We start from the raw sequence: 23,985 nt of genomic DNA on the forward strand, positions 1-23,985 counted from the left end.
TCGCGTGATGGTCAGGGGCCGGGTTCCTTCCTGAAAGGGAAGGGGCCCGGCCCTTTTTCATGCCGGCAAGGTGGCCTCCCGGATATCGAAATCCCGCCGGGCCTGACGGATGGCATCATGATGCTGTTCCGCCCAGCCGACCAGCGCGCCCAGGGGGGCCAGAATACCCTGCCCCAGGGGGGACAGGCGATATTCCACCGCCGGCGGCTTGGTGGGAAAGACCTGTCGGATCAGCAGCCCGTCGCGTTCCAGATTGCGCAGCGACTGGGTCAACATGCGCTTGGAAATATCCGGCACGCAGCGGTGCAACTGGCTGAAGCGCTGCGGCCCGTCGGCCAGGGTCAGCAGGATCAGGCTGCTCCATTTATCGCCGATCTGGTCCAGCACATCGCGCACCGGGCAATTGGTCAGGGAAAAGCCCAGCCGCTCCCAGCGCGCAAGGGGGCTCTCCGCCGTGGCGGGCCTCTGCTGCGGGGCAAGGTTCCCTTTTGGTAACCTGGGCATGGAAAACTGCCTCCTTCCGGGTTGGTTTAATGGTCTCTATTATAGACCAATCCTTGAACCGAGACCATAGAGGCGGTTTCATCATGAGCAATGCGCGTATTCTTGTTACTGGTGCCACCGGCCAGCTGGGCCGGCTGGTTGTGCAGTCGCTGCGGACCCTGGTGGGCGCCGACCGCATCATTGTCGCTGTGCGCGACCCGGCCAAGGCGGCCGATCTGGCCGCCATCGGTGTGGAGGTGCGGGCCGCGGACTATAATCAGCCGGCCCAGCTGATCGCCGCCTTTGCCGGGGTTGACCGGGTGCTGCTGATCTCCTCCTCCGAGGTGGGGGCCCGGCTGCCGCAGCACCGCAATGTCATTGATGCGGCCGTGAAAGCCGGGGTGAAGCTGCTGGCCTATACCAGCCTGCTGCGGGGGGATGCCTCGCCTTTGCCGCTGAAGGCGGAGCATGTGGCGACGGAGGCCTATCTGCAGGCAGCCGGTCTGCCCTTCGTGTTGCTGCGCAATGGCTGGTATACGGAGAATTATAACGGCTTCATCCCGTCCGCCCTGGAGCATGGCGCCCTGTTTGGTGCCGCGGGGGAGGGCCGGATTGCTGCTGCCGCCCGCGCCGACTATGCCGAGGCGGCGGCCCGGGTCATCGCCGAAGGTGAGGCCCATGCCGGCAAGATTTACGAGCTGGCCGGTGACCAGCCTTTCACCCTGGCCGATTGGGCTGCTGCCCTGGCTGAGGCGGCTGGCAAGCCCGTTGCCTATCAGAATCTGCCGGAAGCGGAATTTCGCGGTCTGCTGGTGAAGGTAGGCCTGCCGGAGCCGGTCGCCGACCTGCTGGCCAGCGCTGACGCCGGTGCGGCCCAAGGCGGGCTGTTCGATGACAGCCACACGCTGAGCCGGCTGATCGGCCGTCCCACCACGTCCCTGGGCGCTGTGCTGACGGCGGCGCTTGCGCGTTGAGTTACAGCAAGGCGAGCGTGCTGCTGTCACGCTCGCCCCCGCAGCAGCGGTCCAATGCCTGTTCTGACTGGCGGCAGGAACGGTCTTTCATGGCGTCCCACATCGGCCGGTCATGACGAGGCCCCCGGTTGACAGCCAGGGCCAACCTGTGACGAGCTGGGCATGAAATGCCCGCTTTTACAGGGGCTGCAACAAGGAGCCTGTCAGGATATGAGCCGCCGCGTCACCCTTTATGGCATCAAGAATTGCGACACGATGAAGAAGGCCCGCACCTGGCTGGACAATGCCGGGGTTGCGTATGTGTTCCATGATTACAAGGCGTCAGGCATTGATCGCGCTATCCTGGAAGGCTGGGTGGCCTCCCTGGGCTGGGAGATCCTGCTGAATCGCGCTGGTACCACTTTTCGCAAGCTGCCAGAAGCAGCCCGCGAAGGGCTGGATCAGGAAAAGGCCGTGGCCCTGATGCTGGACCAGCCTTCCATGATCAAGCGGCCGGTGCTGGATATTGACGGCAAGCTGCTGGTTGGTTTCAAGCCGGAGAGCTATCAGGCGGCGCTGGGTTGAAATCACGCGGTGATGGCCGGGGGAAGGGGGCTTGCCATCACCGCGTCCCGCCTAACGGATACCATGTTCAGAAAGGAAACATCGCCGAACTGAAGATCGGTTCTCTCGGTTCGATATGCGCGAGACGCATGGAGTGTCCTGTTCTTCATGCGAACGAAGTGAGAACAAAGCGCTTGCTGTTCTTTTTTCGTTCTGACATTGTTCAGCCAGAACAGATGGAGGACAAGATGAAGCGTCTCACCTATCTCCGTGATGTTGTCGCCCTGACGGGCTTTTTCGGCACGATGTATGCGTGGTTTGTCGTCGGCGCGCTTATTTAAGGCGCCGGACAGGCTGTGGTTTTGACGGAACGCAGGTCGTTCTAACTGGCGTCGATATGGGCGCGAACCGCAGCAAAGACGGTTTGGAACATTTCCGTCGTCAGCCGACCGGTATTCGTATTGTACCGGGAACAGTGATAGCTGTCGAACAGCGTCACGCCGGGCCGCAGCATATGCGTTGCCCCATGTCCAAAGCGGAAATGTGACGGGCGCAGACCAAAGGCGGTCAGCGTGCTGTTATGGGAAACCGTGCCCAGGGCGACCACGGCACGCAGCCGGGGCATGGCAGAAATTTCACCGACCAGGAACGGGCGGCAACTGGCGATTTCTGCCGGGGTGGGCTTGTTTTCCGGCGGCACGCAACGCGCCGCATTGGTCAGGCGGCAATCCAGCAGTTCCAACCCGTCATCCGGGCGGCGGTCATACTGACCACGGGCAAAGCCGTAACGGATCAGCGTGTCATAGAGCAGATCGCCGGCATAATCGCCGGTGAAGGGCCGGCCTGTCTGGTTGGCCCCGTGCAACCCCGGCGCCAGCCCCACAATCAGCAAACGGCCATCCAGCGTCCCGAAGGAAGGGACGGGGGCATTGTGGTAGCTGGGGAAGGTGGCCCGATTCGTCTGGCGGAATTCCGCCAGACGTGGACAAAGGCCGCAATCCCGGCCAGGGGCCGGGACACGGGAAGCAGCGGTGCTGACCATATGTAAGGCGCTCAGTCCAGCGGATCGGGATGTTGATCGGGCTGCACCGAATGATCATCATGCGGGGCATGTTCCGCCGAGAGCGGAGCCTGCTGATAACGCGGCCCATGGCTGCGTTGGATGGAGGCAGAAAGATCCTGCAATTCCAGGAAATTATCCGCTTGCCGGCGCAGTTCGTCCGCCACCATCGGCGGCGTGGAGCGCACCGTGCTGATCACGGTGACGCGCACACCCTTGCGCTGCACCGCCTCCACCAGTCGACGGAAATCCCCGTCGCCGGAGAAGAGCAGGATATGGTCGACATGCTCGGCCATCTCCATGACATCGATCGCCAGTTCGATGTCCATATTGCCTTTGATCTTGCGGCGGCCAGACGCGTCGGTGAATTCCTTGGTCGGCTTGGTGACCATGGTGTAGCCATTATAATCCAGCCAATCGACCAGCGGCCGGATCGGCGAATATTCCTGGTCTTCGACCAAGGCCGTGTAATAGAAGGCGCGGATCAGGCGCCCTTCGGCGGCGAACAGTTCCAGCAAACGCTTGTAATCAATGTCAAAGCCCAGGGACCGGGCAGCGGCGTAAAGGTTGGCGCCGTCGATGAACATCGCCAGCCGTTCCTGTTGGTAGAAAATCTTTCGTGCCATTTCTTCCTCGGCAAATTGATCGTGAACAAAACACAGGCGGAATATTGTGTTCCCACCAAAAGGGATGGGGCCTTGAAATCCGCATCAGCCATGTGGGAGCGACAGGCCCCGAAAGCCAGACCTCTCCCCCATTTTTGCGGCATACCGGGCAGGGCTGCCCAGAATGCGCGTTCCCTGTATGGCAGTTTCTGGCACCCTATGCCATCACCACGTTGTCAGCAAGCGCCGTTATGTAAATGTCGGCAGATGCCGGCGCGATATTACAAAGACCATGGAATTGCCACGTGATTTTCATTGGTATCGGCTCCAATCTCAGTTCCGGTTCGGGTACGCCCGCGCAAACCTGCCGTCAGGCGCTGGATCGACTGCAACAACAGGGGGTGCGGATTCTCGCCCTTTCCCGTTTTTATGAATCCGCCCCGGTGCCGGTGTCGGATCAGCCCTGGTTTGTCAATGCAGTAGCGGCATTGGACACCGATCTGGCCGCCGGCGAGTTGCTGGCCCTGATGCATCAGGTGGAGGCGGCGTTTGGGCGGCAGCGGCGCGTGGTCAATGAGGCGCGGACGCTGGATATGGATTTGATTGACTACAATGGTGTGTGTCAGGTGGGGCCGCCGATATTGCCCCACCCGCGTGCAGCAGAACGGGCCTTCGTTCTGCTGCCGCTGCGGGAGCTGGCGCCCGATTGGCGTGATCCCGTCAGCGGTCGGTCGATTGACGATCTGATTGCCCATCTGCCGCCGGGGCAATTGATTCGCCCCCTGGACGGGGAGTGATCCCGGCCCGCCAAATTGGGGGCGGGTGGCTGCCTTGTTCGCGCGGTGGGGGAGGGTGTCTTGCAATGCAGCGGACAGCCCTTTATAAATGAAAGCTTCCATGTGGCTGGAGTGTCGTTGGAATGGCCCGCGTTACCGTTGAAGATTGCGTCGAAAGAATCCCGAATCGTTTTGAGCTGGTGATGATGGCCGCTCAGCGCGCCCGTGACATCGCGTCCGGCTCGCAGCTGACCATTGATCGCGACAACGACAAGAATCCCGTTGTGGCCCTGCGTGAAATTGCCGATGAGACCGTTGTTCTGGAAAATCTCAAGAACAGCCTGATCAAGGGGCATCAGCGCGTTGCCGAGCAGGACGAGCCGGAAGAAGAAATCGTCGAGCTGATGGCCGGTGAGGCTGCCTGGGTTCAGGACGCTCCGCGTGCCGATGCTGGCGAAGATGATGATCTGGGCGCCGATTTCAGCGAAGGTGAGATTAACGCCGCCGATCTGGCCGACGAGGATCTCTAAGGGGCCGGACAACGCGAAAATGCAAGGTGCGTGCTGGCGCAGGGATCAAGGCTTGACGGGGGCGCCGCGATGAACCGTCAGGCGAAAATTATCCGCCAGTACGAACTGGTTGAGCGCGTCGTGGGGTACGACCCTAACGCGGATGAAGATGCGCTCAACCGCGCCTATGTCTTCGCGATGAAGGCGCATGGGTCCCAGACGCGCGCCAGCGGCGACCCCTATTACATGCACCCGATCTGGGTGGCATGGCTGCTGACCGAACTGAAGCTGGACTATCGGAGTATCATTACCGCCCTGTTGCATGACACGGTGGAGGATACGCTGACGACGCTGGAGGAAATCCAGCGTCTGTTCGGGGCGGAGGTGGCGCGTCTGGTCGACGGCGTCACCAAACTGTCCCGTATCGAGCTGCAGAATATCGGTGAGCAGAGCGAGAGCACCAAGCAGGCGGAAAATTTCCGCAAGCTGGTGCTGGCCATGTCGGAAGATATCCGCGTTCTGCTGGTCAAGCTGGCCGACCGTCTCCACAATATGGAGACGCTGCAATATCTGAAGCCGGAAAAACGCCGCCGCATCGCCCGCGAGACGCTGGAAATCTATGTGCCCCTGGCGGAGCGCATCGGCATCCAGCGCTGGAAGGACGAGCTGGAAAATATCGCCTTCCGGGAGCTGAACACGGACGCCTACGAATCCATCAAGATCCGTTTGGATGAGATGGAAAAGGTGGGGGCAGGCCGCGTCGACCGCATCATTGACGAGTTGAAGAAGACGATCTGCTTCGGCAATGAATCGCCGATCCCGGAAGCGGAGATCAGCGGCCGGCGCAAATCGCCCTATTCAATCTGGCGCAAGATGCACGCCAAGAATGTGGCGTTCGAACAATTGTCCGACGTCATGGCGTTCCGCGTCGTCGTCGATAATATTACCGAATGCTATCAGGCATTGGGCATCATCCATGCCCGCTATCCGGTGGTGCCGGGGCGGTTCAAGGATTACATCTCCACGCCCAAGCCCAACGGCTATCAATCCATCCACACCACGGTGATCGGGCCGGAAAAGCAGCGGATTGAGGTGCAGATCCGCACCCGTGACATGCACGCCGTGGCGGATATGGGTGTGGCCGCCCACTGGTCCTACAAGCAGGGGGCGGGGCCAGAGGCACCGCGCACGGAAGGCCGGCAATATCGCTGGCTGCGCGAGCTGCTGGATATTTTGGAACATGCCACCCGGCCGGAAGAGTTTCTGGAACATACCAAGTTGGAACTGTTCCAGGATCAGGTCTTCTGCTTCACGCCCAAGGGTGACCTGATCGCCCTGCCACGCGGGGCGACGCCGGTTGATTTCGCCTATGCCGTGCACAGCCAGGTTGGCGACACCTGCGTCGGGTCCAAGATCAATGGCCGGATGCAGCCGCTGCGCTCCCACCTGCAGAATGGCGATCAGGTGGAAATCCTCACCTCGAAAAATTCCTCGCCCTCGCCGGACTGGGAAAATTTCGTCATCACCGGCAAGGCGCGGGCCCGCATCCGCCGCTTTACCCGCACCCAGCAGCGTGGCGAGCATATCAAGCTCGGCCGCGGGTTGATGGAGCGGATTTTCAAGCAGGAAGGCTACGAATACTCGGAAAAAGCTTTCGATGCGGTGCTGAAAATTTATCAGCAGCCCTCGGTGGATGATCTGCTGGCGGCCATTGGCAGCGGGCAGACCGGGTCGCGCGATGTCTTCAATTCCATCTTCCCCGGTCACCGCACCGTCACGCCCGCCACCAGCGACGAGAAGGTGGCGGCCTCTGTGGCGGCGGCGGCCAGCAAGGCCAAGTCCCGCAAGACCGGCGCGCCGCTGGCCATCCGCGGGCTGATCCCCGGCATGGCCGTGCATTATGCCCGCTGCTGCCATCCCATCGTCGGCGACCGTATCGTCGGCATCGTCACCACCGGCAAGGGGGTGACGATCCACACGATCGATTGCGAGACGCTGGAAAGCTTCCATGACAGCCCGGAACGCTGGATCGACGTTTCCTGGGACCCCACGGCCGACAGCCCGGACGATCTGGTCGGCCGCTTGTCGGTGGTGGTGTCGAACGAAACCGGGGCGTTGGGCAACCTGTCAACGGTGATCGGCAAGAATGGTGGGAATATCACCAACCTGAAAATCACCAACCGCACCTCGGATTATTTTGAGATGTTGATCGATGTGGACGTGCATGACGTGAAGCATCTGACCAACATCATGGCCGCCTTGCGCGCCACCCCCGTGATCCAGTCGGTGGAACGCGGGCGCTGAAATCCGCTCCCCTGGTCAAGGGGGGCGGGGTTGGCAAGCCGGAAAGGGCTTTGGCACCATTATGTTCATGCGCCGTCACCCCTTGAGCCGGGCACAACAGCTGCGCCGATTGCTCTGGCCGCGCATGGGGCTTCGCCGCCAGGGGCGCTATTACATCATCAAGGTGGCCCGCATCCAGGGCACGCCGCATTCCATTGCCCTGGGCATGGCGGCTGGCGTCTTCATGGGGCTGACCCCCTTTATCGGCCTGCATGTGCCCCTGTCCATGGGGCTGGCCTGGCTGTTGGGCGCCCGGATGATGGCGGGGGTGGTGGGTACGCTGATCGCCAATCCCTGGACCTATCCGGCCATCTGGTTTGCCAGTTACCGGCTCGGCTGCCTGCTGCTGGGCATGTCACCGGGGGAAGGGCAGGGGCCTGACCTGTCGCTGACCTTCCTGCTGGACCATCCCTGGCAGCTGTTCATGCCGATGCTGGTCGGGGGCGGCCTGTTGGGGGCGGTGCTGGGACCGCTCACCTATCTCGTTGCCAAGCCGCTCATCGCGCTCTATCAGCAACGCAGGGCGGAGCGCCGCCGGGCGGCGGCGCGCAAAAGGCTGAAAGGATAAAAGATGGCGGGGCGGGCTTTGCGTCTGGGCGTGAATATCGACCATGTTGCCACGGTGCGCAATGCGCGTGGCGGGGAACATCCCGATCCGGTGCGGGCCGCGCTGCTGGCGATTGAAGCCGGGGCCGACGGCATCACCGCCCATCTGCGCGAAGACCGCCGCCATATCCGTGATACCGATATTGAACGGCTGATGGCCAGCATCACCCGGCCGCTGAATTTTGAGATGGCGGCGACGGAGGAGATGCTGGCCATCGCCCTGCGCCATAAGCCGCACGCCGTCTGTCTGGTGCCGGAACGGCGGGAGGAGCGGACGACGGAGGGCGGGCTGGATGTGGTCGCCAACCGCGATTATCTGAAGCCCTTCATTGCCCGCCTGTCCGATGCCGGCATCCGGGTTTCCCTGTTCATTGGCGCAGAGACAGCGCAGTTGGATGCGGCCGTGACCGTCGGGGCGCCGGTGGTGGAACTGCATACCGGCGCCTATGCCGATGCTCCGGCGGGCCGTGCGCGGGAAGCAGAACTGGCGCGACTGGTGGCCGGGGCCGCCCATGCGGCGTCCATCGGCCTGGAATGCCATGCCGGCCATGGGCTGTCGTTTGAGAATGTCGCCCCCATCGCCGCCATCCCCACCATTGTGGAGCTGAATATTGGCCATTTCCTGATCGGGGAGGCGATTTTCAGCGGTTTGGCGGCAACCTTGACCGAGATGCGGGCGCGTATGGATGCCGCCCGTGCCGCTGCGGGCGGCGCATGATCCTGGGTATCGGCAGCGATCTGGTGGATATCCGCCGCATCCAGGCCAGCCTGGACCGGTTCGGCGCCCGTTTCACGGCCCGCGTCTTTACAGCCGCCGAACGGGCGGCGGGTGATGGCAAGCCCACCCCCGCCGCCCGCGCCGCCTTTTATGCCAAGCGCTTTGCCGCCAAGGAGGCGGCATCCAAGGCGCTGGGCACCGGCTATGCCGAGGGCGTGCATTTCTGTGACCTGGAGGTGGTGTCGGCGGCCAATGGTCGCCCCGCCTTGCTGTGCCATGGCGGGGCGCTCGCCCGGTTGCAAGCGCTGACCCCGCCCGGCATGGCGGCCCGGATCGATCTGTCGATGACGGACGAGCCGCCTTATGCCCAAGCCTTCATCGTCATCTCCACCACCGTGCTGCCATGAGCCAGACCCGCAAGAGCGCCCGTGTGAAGCCCATTTCCCAGGCGCCCAGCCATAGCGGCTGGGGGGAGGTGATGCGCACGGTGGCCATCGCCCTGCTGTTTGCCATCACCGCGCGCACCAGCGCCTTTGAGCTGTTCAACATCCCCAGCGGCTCCATGGTGCCGACGTTGCTGGTGGGTGATTATGTGGTGGTGTCGAAATTCTCTTATGGTTTCAGCCGCTATTCGCTGCCCAGCTTCCTGCAGTTCGGCGACCGTTCCGCCCCGGTGACACGGGATTGCCATGCCGTGCCCGGCCGGTTGTTCGGCCGGATGCCGGATCGGGGCGATGTCGCCGTCTTCAAGCTGCCGAAAGACCCCTCGATCGATTATATCAAGCGCATCGTCGGCCTGCCCTGTGACCGGGTGCAGATGATCGACGGTACACTTTATATTAATGGGGAGGCGGCCCCCCGCGTGCGGGTGCCGGATTTCGTGCTGGCGGAAACCTTCGGCGGCACCTTCACCGCCGCGCAATATATCGAAACCTTGCCCGGTGGCCGCCAGCATCCGGTGATTGAGATGGCGGGCGACACCTATCCGCTGGATAATACGCCGGTCTATACCGTGCCGCCGGGCCATGTTTTCGCCATGGGCGACAGCCGCGACAATTCGCAGGACAGCCGGGTGCCGGAGGCGGTGGGCATGGTGCCGCTGGAAAATCTGGTGGGGCGCGCCAGTCACGTCCTGCTGTCGCTGGAGGAGGGGGCGCCCCTCTGGCAATTCTGGAAATGGCCGTCGGTCCTGCGGGACGGACGGGTTTGGGAGCCGGTTGAATGAGTAAGAACCTGCCATCCACCGCCGCCGCCCCGGCAGAGGGGTTGGAAACCGCGCTGGGCCATAGCTTCACCAACAAGCTGCTGCTGCGGGAGGCGCTGACCCATCCGTCTGTCGGCGGCATGGATCGCCGCGCCGTGGGGCGCGGCTATGAACGGTTGGAATTCCTGGGCGACCGGGTGCTGGGGCTGGTGGTCGCCGAATGGTTGCTGGACCGTTTCCCCAGCGAGCCGGAAGGGGCGCTGGCCCGCCGGCTGACCGCCCTGGTGCGGGCCGAGGCGCTGGTGGTGGTGGCGGGCAAGATCGGTCTTGCCCAATATCTGCACTTGTCCCCGTCCGAACAGGCGGCCGAGGGCGGCATCAAGCCCGCCATCCTGGCCGATGCCTGCGAAGCGGTGATCGGCGCGCTTTATCTCGATGCCGGGCTGGAGCCAGCGCGGGCCTTCATCCGCCGCCATTGGGATGTGCAATTGGAACGCGCCCGCGCCGCACCCCCGCAAGACCCGAAGACCGGCCTTCAGGAATGGGCGCTGGCGCGCGGACAAAAATTGCCGCTCTATGAGGATATCGGCCGCAGCGGCCCCGATCATGCCCCGCAGTTCGAAGTCCGCGTCAGTGTGGATGGACACGAACCGGCGACGGCCAAGGGGCCATCCAAACGCGCGGCGGAAAAGGCTGCCGCCGAACAATTGCTGCGCCGTGTTAGGACGTGAATGACCGAGAATGAAAAGAAGCCGTCTCCGGATGGCAGCCAAGCCGCTTCGGCACAGGATACCCCGCCGGCAAGCGGTGACGATATCGTCTCCCGCTTTCTGTCTGGCCAGGGGGCTGCCGATGAAACGCCGGCGCCGGAGAATCCCCGTTGCGGCTTCGTCGCCCTGGTGGGCGCCCCCAATGCCGGCAAATCCACCCTGCTGAATGCGCTGGTCGGTTCCAAGATTTCCATCGTCAGCCCCAAGGTGCAGACCACACGGTCGCGCGTGCTGGGCATTGGCATGGAAGGCGACAGCCAGATTCTTTATGTCGATACGCCCGGCATCTTCACGCCCAAAAAGCGGCTGGAACGCGCCATGGTGGCGGCGGCCTGGCAGGGGGCCACCGATGCCGATCTGGTGGCCGTGCTGTTCGACGCCACGCAGAAGCGCATCGATGATGATACGCTGGGCATCATCGAAAAGCTGAAGGAGGCTGGCCGCAAGGCTTTGCTGATCCTCAACAAGATCGACCTGATTCGGCGTGACCGTCTGCTGGAACTGGCGCAGGAATTTGCCGGCCACGGCATTTTCACTGACACGTTCATGGTGTCCGCCCTGACGGGTGACGGGCTGCAGGGCTTGTTGAAGTTCGTTGCCGGTGCCCTGCCGGCCGGCCCCTGGCTCTATCCGCCCGACCAGCTTTCCGACATGCCGGAACGTCTGCTGGCGGCAGAGGTGACGCGGGAAAAGCTGTTCCTTCAGCTCCACCAGGAAGTTCCCTATGCCACCACGGTGGAAACGGAAAGCTGGCAAGAGTTTGAGAATGGCAGCGTGCGCATCTCCCAGGTGATCTATGTCCAGCGCGACAGCCAGAAGGCCATCATCCTGGGCAAGGGCGGGGCGCGCATCAAATCCATCTCCGTGGCCTCTCGCCTGGAATTGACCAAGATGCTGGAACGCCCGGTTCACCTGATGCTGTTCATCAAGGTGCGGGAGAACTGGTCGGAAGACCCCGACCAGTACGAGGCCTGGGGCCTGGACTTCAACGCCTGATGGTTACGACGGAAAAGGCCCCCGGAACAGTGCAGTTCCGGGGGCCTTTTCTTTCACCGGCCGTGTCGACTGGCCACATAGAAAAAGGCGCCGCGGAATTTCCGCCGGCGCCTTTTCTTCAAGCACAGGGCCGTCAGGCCAACAGCTTACTTCAGGCCGAAGCTCTGGAAGCGCTTGTTGAACTTGGCGATCTGCCCGCCGGTGTCCAGCAGCTTCTGAACGCCGGTCCACGCCGGGTGCGACTTGGTGTCGATGTCCAGGCGCAGCGTGTCGCCGGCCTTGCCCATGGTGGAGCGGGTCTTGAACGAGGTGCCGTCGGTCATGATGACGGTGATCTCGTGGTAGTCGGGATGGATATCGGTCTTCATGGTCGGCAGTCCTCAAAACGAAGCCGGGCTTATAAACAATCGCGCGCAGCATGGCAACCCCATCACGCATTGCTGTAACGCAAAGCTGGGTTGGGCTGCGGCAGGTGTTCCAGTTGCCCTCAGGCCGCGCAGCCGTTACCACGGGTGACGGGTGGATGCCACCTGCTTTTTCTGATTGAGGGCTCTGCCTTGGCGTTTCGAGACAGCAACCGTTCCGATGATGCCGCCGCCGCCCGCCCGGTGCGGCGGGATTTGAAGCCGCTGCGCCTGCTCTGGCCCTTTCTGATGCCCTACCGGGCGCGGATGGCGGGGGCAACGCTGGCGCTCATCGTCTCCGCCGGCACGGTGCTGGGGCTGGGGCAGGGGCTGCGGGCGTTGGTGGATCATGGATTCGCCGCCGGGGATGGCAGTTTGCTGAACCAGGCGCTGCTGGTCCTGCTGCTGGTGATCATCCTGATGGCGGTGTCGACCTTCGCCCGATTCTATCTCGTCTCCTGGGTGGGGGAACGGGTGGTGGCGGATATCCGCCGCCGGGTCTTTGACCATCTGGTGTCCCTGTCGCCGGAATTTTATGAGACGACTCGCACGGGTGAGGTGATGTCGCGCCTGACCACCGATACCACCCTGTTGCAGCAGGTGATCGGCACCTCCGTCTCCATCGCGCTGCGCAATATCCTGATGATGGCCGGCGGTCTGGTGCTGCTGGGGCTGACCAGCGCCAAGCTGACTGGCATGGTCTTGCTGGTGGTGCCGCTGGTGGTGGCACCCATCGTGATTTTCGGCCGCAAGGTTCGCCAGCTCTCCCGCGCCTCCCAGGATGCTGTGGCCGATGTCGGCAGTGCCGTGGATGAGGTGCTGGGCGGCATCCGCACCGTGCAGGCCTTTGGTCATGAGGCCTGGGAGCGCCAGCGATTCGCCGACCGGGTGGAGGCGGCCGTCGATGTCGCCCTGCTGCGCATCAAGGCACGGTCGTGGTTGACCATGCTGGTGATCGTGCTGGTCTTCACCGCCATCGGGCTGGTGCTCTGGGTGGGCGGGCAGGATGTCATTGCCGGGCGAATCAGTGGCGGCCAGCTTTCGGCCTTCGTCTTTTATGCCGTGCTGGTGGCCGGTGCCGTCGGGGCACTGTCGGAGGTGGCCAGCGATCTGGCCCGCGCGGCGGGGGCCACCGAACGGCTCTTTGACCTGCTGGCCACGCCGTCCCCCGTGCAGCCCCCCTCCCAGCCGTTGCCCCTGCCGCAGCCGGCGCGCGGGGCGGTGCAGTTCGACGATGTGCATTTCAATTACCCTGCCCGCCCCGACCAGTCGGCCCTGACCGGCCTGACCCTGGCGGTGGAGCCGGGGGAGACAGTGGCCCTGGTCGGCCCGTCCGGTGCCGGCAAGACGACGATCTTCCAATTGCTGCTGCGCTTTTACGATCCGCAGCGGGGCAGCATCCGCCTGGATGGGGTGGATGTGGCCCAGGCGGCCCTGGGTGACCTGCGCGGCCGCATCGCCATTGTGCCGCAGGACCCGGTGATCTTCTCCACCAACGCCATGGAAAATATCCGTTATGGCCGCCCCGATGCCAGTGATGCCGAGGTGCTGGCGGCCGCCCAGGCCGCCCATGCGCTGGAATTCCTGCAGGCGCTGCCGGACGGGTTCAACACGTTCTTAGGTGAAAAGGGCGTGCGGCTGTCTGGCGGCCAGCGCCAGCGCATCGCTATCGCCCGCGCCATTCTGCGCAACGCGCCCGTGCTGCTGCTGGATGAGGCGACATCCGCGCTGGATGCCGAAAGCGAACGCGCCGTGCAGCAGGCGTTGGATGGGCTGATGCGCGGGCGTACCACCCTGATCATCGCCCACCGGCTTTCCACCATCGTCAATGCCGACCGCATCGTCGTGCTGAATCAGGGGAGGGTGGAAGCCGTGGGCCGGCATGAGGAGCTGATCCACCAGAATGGGCTCTATGCCCGGCTGGCAGCCTTGCAGTTCGACCAACCGCACGGCGCCTGATCAGCCGGCCGGGCAGGGGGGCTCCCCGCCCGGCCGTTGATGTGTCAGCGGATGCGGGACAGTGCCAGTTGCGCCTTGGACGCGGCGACCAACAGGTCTTCCGGCTTCACCGGCAGGGTGGCCGGGCGCTTGGCGGTCGGATAGGCCTTTTCCAGCAGGCTGATGGCCTGCGTTGCCTCCGCCGGGGCCGACTTGCCCGCCTTGGTCAAGCCGTTCAGCCGCTGCTTGGCGGCGATGGCGAAACCGTACCCGTCCAGATAGGGTTCAAACGCGGTGCCAGCGGCGGCGGTGCGATACTGGCGGGCGCCACGATCGATCATGTCGGCCAGCAGTTTGGCCTGAACCTGGGCCGGGGAAACCGTTCCCGCCGGGGCCTTGCCGGCGGCGGCCTCCAGCGCATCCAGCACGGCCTTCACGGCCTTCTTCACCTCGGGCAGCGGGGCCTTGTTCAGCGCCAGCTCGGAGGCCTTTTCCATCTGTGCCTGGAAGGGCGTGACGCCCTGGGCTTTGAAGACAGGCTCCAGATCGACATAAATCTCTGAAATCGGGTGAGCGAACATCTCCCCGGCGGCCTGGGCTTCGCCCTCCTCGAAGGCTTTCAGCCCGGCATGATAATGGGCGGCGGTGACATCCAGGGCAGAGATGAAGGCCACTGGATCCTTGGCGGCGGCCTCGGGGCTGACGCCGGCTTCCCCGCCTTCGCCACCCTCGCCCCCTTCACCGCCTTCACCCCCCTGCGCCAGCTGCATCAGCAGCGGTGCGCCGTCCAAGGTCGGGCTGGCGGTGGCAGAGAGCATCGGGGCGGCACCGGCCACGACGGACAGGCCGATGCCGAGCCAGAGGCGATGACGAATTTGCATGATCCGTTCCCATAATTTGCTGCACGAAAGATGGGCGAGACGGTGCCATGTGGCCTATAATATTGCAAGTCACTCGCAACACCATTCTCTTCTGAAACGGCTGGAGCCCCGATGATACTGCCCGTCGCCAATGTGCTTTCCCCGGATCAGATACAGCAGATTGTCGAACGCCTGACCGGCGGGCGCTGGCAGCCGGGGGCGGCGACGGCGGGCTGGCACGCCCGCCTGGTGAAAGAAAATGAACAGCTGCGTGCCGACGACCCCGCCCATGCCGATCTGCGGGCTCTGGTGGAACAGGCGGTTCGGGGTAATCCGGTGGTGGCGATGGCCACCAGGCCACGCCGCTTCGGCCCCATCCTGTTCAGTCGCTATGCCGGGGGTCAGCATTATGGCTCGCATGTTGATGATGCGCTGATGGGCGGGGTGCGCACCGATATTTCCTTCACCTTGTTTCTGGCTGAACCGGAAAGCTATGAAGGTGGTGAACTGGTGATGGAGACGACGGCAGGGGAGGTAGCCTTCAAGCTGCCGGCGGGCAGCGGCATCTTCTATCCCTCCACCACCCTGCATCATGTGGCGCCGGTAACAGCGGGGCAGCGCATGGCGGCCGTCGGCTGGATACGCTCCCTGGTGCGCGATGCGGCGGAGCGGGAAATCCTGTTTGATCTGGATACGGCCCGTCAGGCCCTGTTCCAGCAATCCGGCAAGACGCCGGCCTTTGATCTTCTCTCTAAATCCCTGGCCAATCTGCTGCGCAAATGGGTGGAAGATTGATTTCGGCGCCCTGGGGGGCCGCGCCGCCCGGCGGCCCTGATTTCCGCCGCCCAGCGACGAATTGGCCCGGCGGATGATTGTTTAAGCCAATTCTTATTGATCCGTGTCAATGCAGCGGCCCTTGCACTGCGGCAATCTTCTGCAATCGAACCTTGGATGGCAGGAGAAGACCCATGTCGCAGAGCCCTTTCCGTTTTCGTGCCGAAGATGCCATAGCGCTGAGCCTGATGGATCTGGCGAACGCGCTTTCCCACCAGTGCGAAGGGGTTCTGGCCGAAGCCGGGCTGACCGCACCGCAATGGACGGTGCTGATGAATGTGGCCGGTGATGTGAATTTCCAAGATGGCCGCCGCATCGGCGATGGCATCTTCTCCTCGGAGATCGCGTCGGCCCGTGGCCTGTCGCGCCCGCATATCAGCGCCACCGTGACCGAGCTGATCCGCAAGGGCCTGATCAGCCAGACCGATGATCCGCAGGATCGCCGTCGCAAGCTGCTGCGCGTTACCCCGGCCGGTCTGGAGATCCTCTATCGTCTGCAGCCGCGCCGGCAGATGATCAATGATCGCCTGCTGGCTGACTTGTCCGCCGATCAGCGCCAGCGCCTGATGGACCTGCTGCTGGTGGCCCGCCGCCGCGCCCGCGAAACCGCGGAGGGCGATACGGTAAGCCTGCGGATCGCTTGAAACGTGGCGGGCACCGCCCGCCAATCATGGCATAATTGAGGTGTTTTGCTGCTATGCACAACGGGCTGGGTTGCGGAACAGGCTGTTGAATCAGCCTGCTCTTAACCCAATGTTAGCCATGTTTCGTGTTGCAGCAGGTGCCTGGCCCCCTAAGGCGATCCACCTATCCTTTTGGCTGGGCCTTCTTGCGGCGCGAAAAGGGCGTGACGATATAGAGTGCGACAGTGGGTCTTCGTCGCGCCGCCTATCGCGTTGCGCCCGGTCTCGTCCGTAGGTTCCGTCAACAGGTGATGGTTGTCATGGCTCTGGATATTCGTCCGCTCGTCGATGGTGTCGCGGTTGCCCCGCAGATGTCGCTGGATGATCTTGCCGCCATCAAGGCTGCGGGCTATCGCACCATTATCAATAACCGTCCTGATGGCGAGGATCCGGGCCAGCCCACGGCCGCTGATGCGGCGGCCCGTGCCCAGGCGCTGGGGCTTGCCTACATTCACCAGCCGGTCACCAGCGCCACGCTGGGCGCAGAGGCGGCAGCCGCTTTTGCCGGGGCTGTTGCAGCGTCACCCGGCCCCGTTCTCGCCCATTGCCGCAGCGGTACACGCTGCACGATTCTGTGGGCACTCGCTGAAGCGAAAGCGGGAACGCATTCAATTGACGAAATATTACGTATAGCCGGCTCTGTGGGTTACGATATTACCGCTCACCGGCCGTTGCTCGACCGACAGCGCTAAAAGTCGGGATAATCATACGGCGAAAACGCTTAAGGCCATTGTGTTGGCCGCATCGCTGTGCGAGTGTCGCTACCGGTCCGGTCGGGGTACCGGTAGGTGGAGGCTGCACGCGACATGATGCGCAGTTGGGCTCAAGGGCTCCTCGCAATCCTGTTTACGGTGACGTTGGTCCAGGGGAGTTTGCTTCCCCGGGCCGCGATGCAATCCTTTGCCTCCAGCCTGCTGGCCGTACCGCTGCTTTCACTCTCTCCGGAGGATAAGCAGCAGTCGCCTCGTTTTTCCGATAAGGGAATTGAGCCGACTTCCAGTCGCTCCCATGGCTCCGCCAAGCGCGAGCGGCAGCTGGATGGTGATGAGCCGTCTTTGCTGCCGACCTTGCTGGTTGTGGCCATTGCTCTCTTCTACGCTCTGCCACTGCGTGGCAGCGACGTCGTTCGTGCCCTTCGCATCGGTCTGACGCCGGAAGGGCGCCATCGTGAAGCCGGACGCTGCCCCACCGGGCCGCCCGGTTTGCCGTGCTGAGAGTGAGCGGGTTTCTGCACGGCGTTTCGCCTGCCTACGGCCCGCAAAGAACTGTCCCCGTAACAGGCCCTGTCTTTGAAGTCCTGCTTCGGACTTGTCAGGCCGTCGCATTCGGAACCTTGCCAAATAGTGGTGATTGCTTGACGTGATGCTTCCTTCGCAACAGGGAGGTCGCGTGTATCACTGATTTTTGGCAAGAACATGGCTCGCGGCTGTGGGTTTGAAAAAAAGTCGGCTTTGAATAAGACCGGCAGATGATTCAACCCACCTATGTGTGCTATGCCGGATGCCCCATCCCCCGTGGATCGAGTGACCGACCGATGTCCTACCTGTCGCAAACGCCCTATCGGCGGCAAACACAGCCGCAAAAGTCCGGGCGGTTGGTTGGCATTGTGGTGGTTGTTGTCCTGCATATCGGGTTGATCTACGCCCTCGCATCCGGTCTTGCTCGCGATGTGGTTCAGATGGCTACTGAACCGCTTGAGACCAAGATCATCGAGGAGGTCGCCCCGCCGCCGCCGGAAGAACCGCCGCCGCCGCCGCCACCGCAGTTCGATACGCCGCCGCCGCCGCCGTTCGTTCCGCCGCCGGAAATCCAGATTCAGCAGCCGCCGCCGGCGAACCCGCCGATGACGGTTTCCACCAACCAGCGGCCCCCGGAAGTTCGTCCGCCGGCGCCGAATCCGACGCCTGCTCCCGCACCGCCGGCCCCGCCGACGGGTGGTAAGGTGGATAAGGCCAGCTTGTCCAAGTATCGCGCCGAGTATCCGTCTCAGTCGATTCGCCTCGAAGAAGCCGGGACGACGGTTTTGCAGCTCTTCTGTAATGAAGATGGCCGCATCTCGGACGCGACCGTGCAGAAGTCCAGCGGTTATGAGCGCCTGGATAATGCCTGGATCAAGGAAGCAAAGCGTGGGCGTTGGAAGTGCGAACCGCCTGTTGTTGATGGCAAGCCGCGCGCAGCGTGGATTCCGTCACCCGTCGGTATGACCTTCCGGCTGGAAGATGCGCGCTAAGCGCCTCCCTCGCTGCGACGAAATCATTCGAAACACGTAAGTCTGAAAGCAGAGCTACGATGAGCAAGATGTTCACCCTCGGCGGTATCAGCCGCCTTGCCGCTGCCGCCGCCCTGGTTGCCACCCTGTCGGCCCCGGTTTTTGCCCAGGCGACCGATCCGGCTGCCGCCCCGGCCACCACCGCGACCGCCCCGGCCGATCCGGCTGCCGCTCCCGCCGCTGCCCCGGCTGCTGCTGAGCCGGCCGCTGCCCCGGCTGCCGAGGCGCCTGCTGCCCCCACCGAGAACCCCTATGGTCTGAAGGCCATCGTTGCCCATGGCGACCCGGTCGACCAGGGCGTGCTGGTTGTTCTGGTCATCATGTCTGCCGGTACTTGGTACATCCTGATCACCAAGCTGTTCGAACAGACCCGCCTGATGAGCCAGGCCAAGGCCGCCGAGAAGGATTTCTGGACCGCCGGTTCGGTTGCTGAGGGCGCTACCCGCCTGAAGGAAACCTCGGCTTTCCGTGGCGTGGTGGAAGATGGCCTGCGCGCCACCGAGCATCATGATGGTGCCCTGACCGACCATATCGACCTGCACACCTGGGTGACCATGTCGCTGCAGCGTTCGGTTGATGCCGTCAATGCCCGTCTGCAGGGCGGTCTGTCCTTCCTGGCCTCCGTCGGCTCCACCGCTCCCTTCATCGGTCTGTTCGGTACCGTGTGGGGCATTCTGAACGCGCTGGTGAATATCGGTCTGTCCGGTCAGGCCTCGATCGACAAGGTTGCCGGTCCGGTCGGTAGCGCTCTGGTCATGACCGCCATCGGTCTGCTGGTCGCCGTGCCCGCCGTGCTGGCCTATAACTGGCTGACCCGCCGTAACAAGGTGGTGATGGATCGTCTGCGCAACTTCTCCTCCGATCTGCACGCCCTGCTGATCGCCGGCCAGAAGGTGAAGACCTCCGCCGCCCGGAGCGCCTGACCATGGGAATGAGCGTCGGAGCCGCCGATGGCGATGAAGAAACGGTGGTGTCGGAGATCAATACGACACCGCTCGTGGACGTGATGCTCGTTCTGCTGATCATCTTCCTGTTGACCATTCCGGTCGCTATCCAGACGGTACCCGTGACGCTTCCCAGTGAAGCCAACGTTCCGACTGTGACCAAGCCGGAGAATGTGACCATCGCTGTCGACGTTGACGGCAACATCTACTGGAATGCCAGTCTGTTGCCCGACACCAAGGCACTGTTTGAGCGCATGAAGGAAGTCGCGGTGCTGAACCCCCAGCCGGAAATCCACATCCGTGGCGATAAGGAAGGGCGGTACGAGGCGGTTGGTAAGGTTGTCGTGACCTGTCAGCGCGCCGGCATCATGAAGATCGGCTTTATTACCGAGCCCCCCGCGGGCGTGATGGCGACTGGCGGTCTTTGACCGCCAGTTCCTTCCCCTTCGGGACTTATACGATAGGAGGCCCTCATGGGCATGAGTGTAGGTGGCGGCAGCGGTGAAGAGGGTGCGGTCAGCCCGGAAATGAACACGACGCCGTTGATCGACGTCATGTTGGTTTTGCTGGTGATGCTCATCATCACCATTCCGGTGCAGACCCACGCTGTGAAGCTCGACATGCCGATGGGTAACCCGCCCAAACAGGAAAATCCTGTTGAGCCTGAGGTGGTTACCATTCAGGTTGACTTCGACGGCACTGTTCTGTGGAACGGCCGCGCCCTTTCCGGGCGTGCTGAACTGGAGCAGGAGATCAGGACCGCCGCTGCGAAGAATCCGCAGCCGGAGGTTCACCTCTGGTCCAACAAGCTGGTGAAGTACAAGAGCGTTGCAACTGTTCTGACGTCGGCCCAGCGTCTGGGTCTGACCAAGATCAGTTTGATTGGCGGCGAACAGTTCCTGGACTGATATCGCGTCAGCGAAGATCGTGGCGTCGGGTTTTGTTCCGGCGCCACATCTCTGCCGTCATGTAATGATTTAATCCGTTTTCAGCGGTCGGATGGCCGGCCGTCATGGTTCACCTGATCGGCGGAGTGGGCGCCCCTTTTGGTGTGCGCGCGCCGATGCGAGATCCGAGATCGAGACAATGACCCGTACCCGTATCTTCAAGGCCGCCCTGCTGGGAACGGCTCTCGCCTTTGGCTCCTTCGCTGCCGTGATGGCGCCGGCCGATGCCTTTGCGCAGAAGGCCAAGGAGGAGAAGGGCAAGCCCGCTGGTGACACCGTGCGGCCCGAGGTTGGCAAGCCGCTGACCGAAGCCCAGGATCTGATGAAGGCGAAGAAGTTCAAGGAAGCTGTCGCCAAGATCCGCGAAGCCGATAATGTTGCCGACAAGACGCCGTTCGAAGATTTCATGGTCGAACAGATGCGTCTGGTTGCTGCCTATCAGGCGGGCGATACGCCCTCCGCCGAAAAGGCCTTTGAGACGGTCGCGGCCTCCGGTCGTATGCAGGCATCTCAGCTGTTGACCTTCACGCAGGCTTTTGCCCAGCAATATTATCAGCAGAAGAATTTCGCCAAGGCTGTTACCTGGGCGCAGCGCTATTTCAAGGATGGCGGCAACGACGCCACGATGCGCACTTTGCTGCTTCAGGCCTATTACCAGAACAAAGATTATCCGAACGCGATCAAGGAGGTTTCCGCCAAGATCGCTGCGGTGGAGAAGGCCGGGCAGAAGCCTGACGAGAATGATTTCCGTCTGCTGGCTGCCGCCAACAACGCCATCAACAACGAAGCCGGCTATACGGCTGCGCTGGAGAAGTTGGTACAATATTATCCGACCAAGGATTATTGGAACGACTTGGTCGCTCGCGCCCAGCGTAAGCCGACTTTTGCGCGTGACCGTCTGGCGCTTGATTTCTATCGCTTGAAGAATAATCTGGGGCTTCTGGACAGCACCAACGACATCATGGAGATGGCGCAGCTGTCGCTGCAAGCTGGTAACCCCGGTGAAGCCCAGATGATTGTCGACAAGGGCTATGCCTTGAAGCTGCTGGGTCAGGGCAAGGAGGCCGAACGGCATCAGCGTCTTAAGGACTTGGCCGCCAAGAATGTGGCCGAGGACAAGAAGACGCTGGCTCAGACCGAACAGCAGGCCGTTGCCGGTGGGAATCCGGGTCCGATGCTGCGTGTTGCAGAGGCCTATGCTGGTTACGGGCAGTATGACAAGGCGATCACGTTGACCGAACAGGCCCTGGCCAAGGGCACCGGTTTGAAGAACCCGGATGATGCGCGCCTGCGTCTGGTGACCTACTACATTGCCGCCGGTCAGAAGGCGAAGGCGGAAGCCGCTGCCAAGCAGATCAAGGGTACCGACGGCCCCGCCGATCTGGCTCACCTCAGTCTGCTGGCCGCTTCTTCCAAGAAGTAAGCCAGCCGGAAGGGGCGGGTGGATCAATCCACCCGCCCCTTTGCTTATCTGATCAGCGTGAAGGGCATGGGCTGTCTTTGCCGTTGCCTGTCGCTCGACTGTTGCCGGACCCCCTATGCCGGAATTCGAACCGCTCTATCGTCCACGACTGCATTACCCCGAACGGGCCCTGCGGCTGCGGCGGGAAGGGCGTGTTATTGTCGAGTTCCAGATTGGCAGCGACGGTTCCCCCCATGATGTCCGCGTGGTGGAGGCTGTTCCTCCGGGTTTGTTCGAACAATCGGCGCTGCGTTATGCTGCCGGCCTCCGCTACATGCCGGAGGTGTGTGGCGACGGAGAGGGGTTAGATGTCCGGCTGCGGGCGCGCCAAAGGCTGGTCGTCCGTTTCGAAATGCGGGGCCAAGCCTAGGGCGAATACTCGGACGGACGAGGCACTGTTAAGCAGCGAATCTGCATGGGCTCCAGCTCCTGCGAGACCGAGATGTAATGTCGATTAGATGCCGCTGCCACAGCCCCTGCTGAATTGCTGGGCAGCTTTTCCGTGACGGGCAGCGGAAGGTCTTCCCCTCCGGCCTGGAAGTCCTTATCTGTATGCCAGCGGCATAGCTTTCACCTGAAACGGGAGAAGTCCCATGGGCGCGATGAGCCTTTGGCATTGGGTTATTGTTCTGGTTGTCGTTCTGCTGGTATTTGGTGCCGGCAAGCTGCCCAATGTGATGGGGGACATGGCCAAGGGCGTGAAAGCGTTCAAGAAGGGGATGCGCGACGACGATGCCCCGGCCGATGATCCCAAGCTGACCGAGACCAAGCCGGGCGCCGACGCGCCGCGCTGAGCGGCGTTTCTTGTGTGACATCGGCTTCCATCACCATGGACATGTCGGATCGTGACCATTTCCTAACCCCGGCGGATGTTGAACATCTGGCCGGGGATCGTTCCGCCGAACCGCGTATTCTTCTGGTGCAGAAGATTGTGCGGACGGCGGAGCTTGGCCTTATGGCACCGGGTGCGCAGGAAACGGCGCGGGACCTGTTGCTGCGTCTGGCCCGTGACACCGTGCTTCAAGTGCGCGAGGCGGTGGCGTGGCAGGTCTATAACAGCCCACTGCTGAATGATGAGCTGGCCCATGCGCTTGCCACTGATGTGACATCGGTGGCTTTTCCCCTGCTGCGCCATGCCGACAGGCTGGCGGATTCGATTTTGCTGGAGGTGATCGGCCAGGATGATGCGGCCAAGCATCTGGCCATTGCTGCGCGGCGGGCATTGTCAGCAACCGTCAGCCATTCCCTGGCCAGGGTCGGCAATCTTGCCGTTATTGCCACGCTGGCGGGTAATGCCGGCGCGGACCTGTCGGAGAAGACGTTGCAGGGGCTGGCGGATCGCTATGCCCATGTGCCGCTGATCGCGGAGCCGCTGGCTGGACGTGAATTGCTACCGGCCTCGGTGGTCGAGCGGCTGGTGGCCGGCGCGTCCAATCTGGTGCGGGATATGTTGATCGACCGCTACCACCTCTCCCCCGTTCTGGTAAAGGAAATGGTGGCGCATGGCCGCGACAGCGCAACATTGGCGCTGTTGCGGCCGTTGGGGCGTTCAGGCATGGATTCCCGGGCCATGGCGGTGCATTTGCACGATTCCGGCCGCCTGGGCTTGCCGCTGCTGCTGCGCGCCCTGTGCGCGGGGGACTTTGATTTCTTCGCTGCCGCCCTTTCGGTCCGCTCCAGGGTTGCCCCCGGTAATGTGGCGGCTTTGCTGGCCGATGGCACGGGCGACGGGCTGCGGGCCCTGTTGGGCCATGCGCATGTGCCCAAGCGTCTGCAACAACCCTTCCTGTTGGCCCATCACGTGGCGCAGGAGAGGGGATATGCTGGCGGCGATAGCGGTCGCAGCGACTATCAGGCGGCGGCTTTGGCCACCCTCTACGCCAAATGCGGTCAGTCGGAAGAGCGGGCGATGGATGATCTGCTCCTGCAATTATTTGATTGCAAGGATGATCAACTCGTTGATGCAGCAATGGATCAGGCGGGTGTTCTGTTCGTGCCCGTGCGGGGCACACCCCCCGGCGTCAAACGGCGATAATTCAACCGCATCGCCGTTTGAT

The 23,985-nt window shown here is 62.8% G+C and carries 28 protein-coding genes and 1 pseudogene; 24 read left to right on the plus strand and 5 right to left on the minus strand.

The features are described 5' to 3' along the window. Window positions 1–57: 57 nt before the first annotated feature. Window positions 58–504: a helix-turn-helix domain-containing protein gene (locus tag PCJ49_RS08825; protein WP_269910619.1), complete on the minus strand. Its 447-nt coding sequence runs from the start codon at window positions 502–504 to the stop codon at window positions 58–60. Between the two features lie 83 nt (window positions 505–587). Here PCJ49_RS08825 and PCJ49_RS08830 point away from each other — a divergent pair, with 83 nt between their 5' ends. Beyond that, window positions 588–1,457, plus strand: a complete 870-nt coding sequence (locus PCJ49_RS08830; protein ID WP_269910620.1) for an SDR family oxidoreductase — start codon at window positions 588–590, stop codon at window positions 1,455–1,457. A gap of 210 nt (window positions 1,458–1,667) precedes the next feature. Continuing rightward, window positions 1,668–2,021: an ArsC family reductase gene (locus tag PCJ49_RS08835; protein WP_089286427.1), complete on the plus strand. Its 354-nt coding sequence runs from the start codon at window positions 1,668–1,670 to the stop codon at window positions 2,019–2,021. 361 nt (window positions 2,022–2,382) lie between these two features. Here the strand turns inward: PCJ49_RS08835 and PCJ49_RS08840 are convergent, their stop codons facing one another. Next, complete coding sequence (locus tag PCJ49_RS08840) at window positions 2,383–3,042, minus strand: uracil-DNA glycosylase (RefSeq protein ID WP_269910621.1); 660 nt, start codon at window positions 3,040–3,042, stop codon at window positions 2,383–2,385. Window positions 3,043–3,053: 11 nt separating this feature from the next. After that, window positions 3,054–3,686, minus strand: coding sequence for an NYN domain-containing protein (locus PCJ49_RS08845; protein WP_153202183.1), 633 nt, complete (start codon window positions 3,684–3,686; stop codon window positions 3,054–3,056). Window positions 3,687–3,970: 284 nt separating this feature from the next. On the opposite strand from PCJ49_RS08845, the gene folK reads away from it, so the two are divergent. The 9 genes from folK to era all read left to right on the plus strand — a co-directional run bounded on the left by folK (window position 3,971) and on the right by era (window position 11,587). Continuing rightward, window positions 3,971–4,462, plus strand: a complete 492-nt coding sequence (gene folK / locus PCJ49_RS08850) for a 2-amino-4-hydroxy-6-hydroxymethyldihydropteridine diphosphokinase (protein ID WP_269910622.1) — start codon at window positions 3,971–3,973, stop codon at window positions 4,460–4,462. Window positions 4,463–4,584: 122 nt separating this feature from the next. After that, on the plus strand, window positions 4,585–4,971 hold the full coding sequence (gene rpoZ, locus PCJ49_RS08855; protein ID WP_089286430.1) for a DNA-directed RNA polymerase subunit omega: 387 nt from the start codon (window positions 4,585–4,587) through the stop codon (window positions 4,969–4,971). 69 nt (window positions 4,972–5,040) lie between these two features. Next, window positions 5,041–7,254 (plus strand): bifunctional (p)ppGpp synthetase/guanosine-3',5'-bis(diphosphate) 3'-pyrophosphohydrolase, encoded by a 2,214-nt coding sequence (locus PCJ49_RS08860; RefSeq protein WP_244559357.1) that lies wholly within the window; start codon window positions 5,041–5,043, stop codon window positions 7,252–7,254. 67 nt (window positions 7,255–7,321) lie between these two features. After that, a complete protein-coding gene (locus PCJ49_RS08865; RefSeq protein ID WP_160105508.1) occupies window positions 7,322–7,861 on the plus strand; it encodes a DUF2062 domain-containing protein in 540 nt (179 codons plus the stop codon). A 3-nt stretch (window positions 7,862–7,864) separates the two neighbouring features. After that, window positions 7,865–8,617, plus strand: coding sequence for a pyridoxine 5'-phosphate synthase (locus PCJ49_RS08870; RefSeq protein WP_269910623.1), 753 nt, complete (start codon window positions 7,865–7,867; stop codon window positions 8,615–8,617). Then, window positions 8,614–9,024 carry a holo-ACP synthase gene (gene acpS, locus PCJ49_RS08875; protein WP_269910624.1) on the plus strand — a complete coding sequence of 137 codons (411 nt, stop codon included), beginning with the start codon at window positions 8,614–8,616 and terminating at the stop codon, window positions 9,022–9,024. Before PCJ49_RS08870 ends, acpS begins: the two co-directional genes overlap by 4 nt. Further along, window positions 9,021–9,842, plus strand: a complete 822-nt coding sequence (lepB, locus tag PCJ49_RS08880; RefSeq protein WP_269910625.1) for a signal peptidase I — start codon at window positions 9,021–9,023, stop codon at window positions 9,840–9,842. The genes acpS and lepB overlap by 4 nt, the downstream gene beginning before the upstream one ends. Then, window positions 9,839–10,552, plus strand: coding sequence for a ribonuclease III (gene rnc / locus PCJ49_RS08885; protein WP_089286435.1), 714 nt, complete (start codon window positions 9,839–9,841; stop codon window positions 10,550–10,552). Before lepB ends, rnc begins: the two co-directional genes overlap by 4 nt. Continuing rightward, a complete protein-coding gene (gene era, locus PCJ49_RS08890; protein WP_269910626.1) occupies window positions 10,553–11,587 on the plus strand; it encodes a GTPase Era in 1,035 nt (344 codons plus the stop codon). Between the two features lie 146 nt (window positions 11,588–11,733). On the opposite strand, the gene rpmE is transcribed toward era, so the two are convergent. Beyond that, a complete protein-coding gene (gene rpmE / locus PCJ49_RS08895; protein ID WP_089286437.1) occupies window positions 11,734–11,955 on the minus strand; it encodes a 50S ribosomal protein L31 in 222 nt (73 codons plus the stop codon). A gap of 189 nt (window positions 11,956–12,144) precedes the next feature. On the opposite strand from rpmE, the gene PCJ49_RS08900 reads away from it, so the two are divergent. After that, a complete protein-coding gene (locus PCJ49_RS08900; RefSeq protein ID WP_269910627.1) occupies window positions 12,145–13,950 on the plus strand; it encodes an ABC transporter transmembrane domain-containing protein in 1,806 nt (601 codons plus the stop codon). Window positions 13,951–13,994: 44 nt separating this feature from the next. Here PCJ49_RS08900 and PCJ49_RS08905 read toward each other — a convergent pair whose 3' ends face one another. Further along, window positions 13,995–14,810, minus strand: coding sequence for a hypothetical protein (locus PCJ49_RS08905; RefSeq protein ID WP_089286438.1), 816 nt, complete (start codon window positions 14,808–14,810; stop codon window positions 13,995–13,997). Window positions 14,811–14,921: 111 nt separating this feature from the next. Here PCJ49_RS08905 and PCJ49_RS08910 point away from each other — a divergent pair, with 111 nt between their 5' ends. From PCJ49_RS08910 to PCJ49_RS08965, 12 genes and pseudogenes are all read left to right on the plus strand, one after another. Beyond that, the gene (locus tag PCJ49_RS08910; protein ID WP_089286439.1) at window positions 14,922–15,584 is read left to right on the plus strand and encodes a Fe2+-dependent dioxygenase; all 663 of its coding nucleotides are present in this window, start codon (window positions 14,922–14,924) and stop codon (window positions 15,582–15,584) included. A 173-nt stretch (window positions 15,585–15,757) separates the two neighbouring features. Further along, entirely contained in the window at window positions 15,758–16,267 is a 510-nt protein-coding gene (locus tag PCJ49_RS08915; protein WP_089286440.1) for a MarR family transcriptional regulator, read from the plus strand. A gap of 299 nt (window positions 16,268–16,566) precedes the next feature. After that, window positions 16,567–16,998: a TIGR01244 family sulfur transferase gene (locus PCJ49_RS08920; RefSeq protein WP_269910628.1), complete on the plus strand. Its 432-nt coding sequence runs from the start codon at window positions 16,567–16,569 to the stop codon at window positions 16,996–16,998. 114 nt (window positions 16,999–17,112) lie between these two features. Then, on the plus strand, window positions 17,113–17,520 hold the full coding sequence (locus tag PCJ49_RS08925; protein ID WP_089286441.1) for a hypothetical protein: 408 nt from the start codon (window positions 17,113–17,115) through the stop codon (window positions 17,518–17,520). A 320-nt stretch (window positions 17,521–17,840) separates the two neighbouring features. Beyond that, on the plus strand, window positions 17,841–18,536 hold the full coding sequence (locus PCJ49_RS08930) for an energy transducer TonB (RefSeq protein ID WP_269910629.1): 696 nt from the start codon (window positions 17,841–17,843) through the stop codon (window positions 18,534–18,536). A 59-nt stretch (window positions 18,537–18,595) separates the two neighbouring features. Continuing rightward, window positions 18,596–19,498 (plus strand): MotA/TolQ/ExbB proton channel family protein, encoded by a 903-nt coding sequence (locus PCJ49_RS08935; protein ID WP_269910630.1) that lies wholly within the window; start codon window positions 18,596–18,598, stop codon window positions 19,496–19,498. A 2-nt stretch (window positions 19,499–19,500) separates the two neighbouring features. Next, complete coding sequence (locus PCJ49_RS08940; RefSeq protein WP_269910631.1) at window positions 19,501–19,947, plus strand: biopolymer transporter ExbD; 447 nt, start codon at window positions 19,501–19,503, stop codon at window positions 19,945–19,947. 45 nt (window positions 19,948–19,992) lie between these two features. Beyond that, window positions 19,993–20,427: a biopolymer transporter ExbD gene (locus tag PCJ49_RS08945; protein ID WP_269910632.1), complete on the plus strand. Its 435-nt coding sequence runs from the start codon at window positions 19,993–19,995 to the stop codon at window positions 20,425–20,427. Window positions 20,428–20,605: 178 nt separating this feature from the next. Continuing rightward, window positions 20,606–21,889 (plus strand): tetratricopeptide repeat protein, encoded by a 1,284-nt coding sequence (locus PCJ49_RS08950; RefSeq protein ID WP_269910633.1) that lies wholly within the window; start codon window positions 20,606–20,608, stop codon window positions 21,887–21,889. Window positions 21,890–22,004: 115 nt separating this feature from the next. Continuing rightward, the gene (locus PCJ49_RS08955; protein WP_269910634.1) at window positions 22,005–22,298 is read left to right on the plus strand and encodes an energy transducer TonB; all 294 of its coding nucleotides are present in this window, start codon (window positions 22,005–22,007) and stop codon (window positions 22,296–22,298) included. Window positions 22,299–22,521: 223 nt separating this feature from the next. Then, window positions 22,522–22,671, plus strand: a pseudogene (locus PCJ49_RS08960) (twin-arginine translocase TatA/TatE family subunit); the annotation flags it as partial. Between the two features lie 65 nt (window positions 22,672–22,736). Next, a complete protein-coding gene (locus tag PCJ49_RS08965) occupies window positions 22,737–23,963 on the plus strand; it encodes a DUF2336 domain-containing protein (protein WP_269910635.1) in 1,227 nt (408 codons plus the stop codon). The last annotated feature ends 22 nt before the right edge of the window (window positions 23,964–23,985 follow it).

It is taken from the genome of Niveispirillum sp. BGYR6 (genome assembly GCF_027568365.1).
GTDB lineage: Bacteria > Pseudomonadota > Alphaproteobacteria > Azospirillales > Azospirillaceae > Niveispirillum.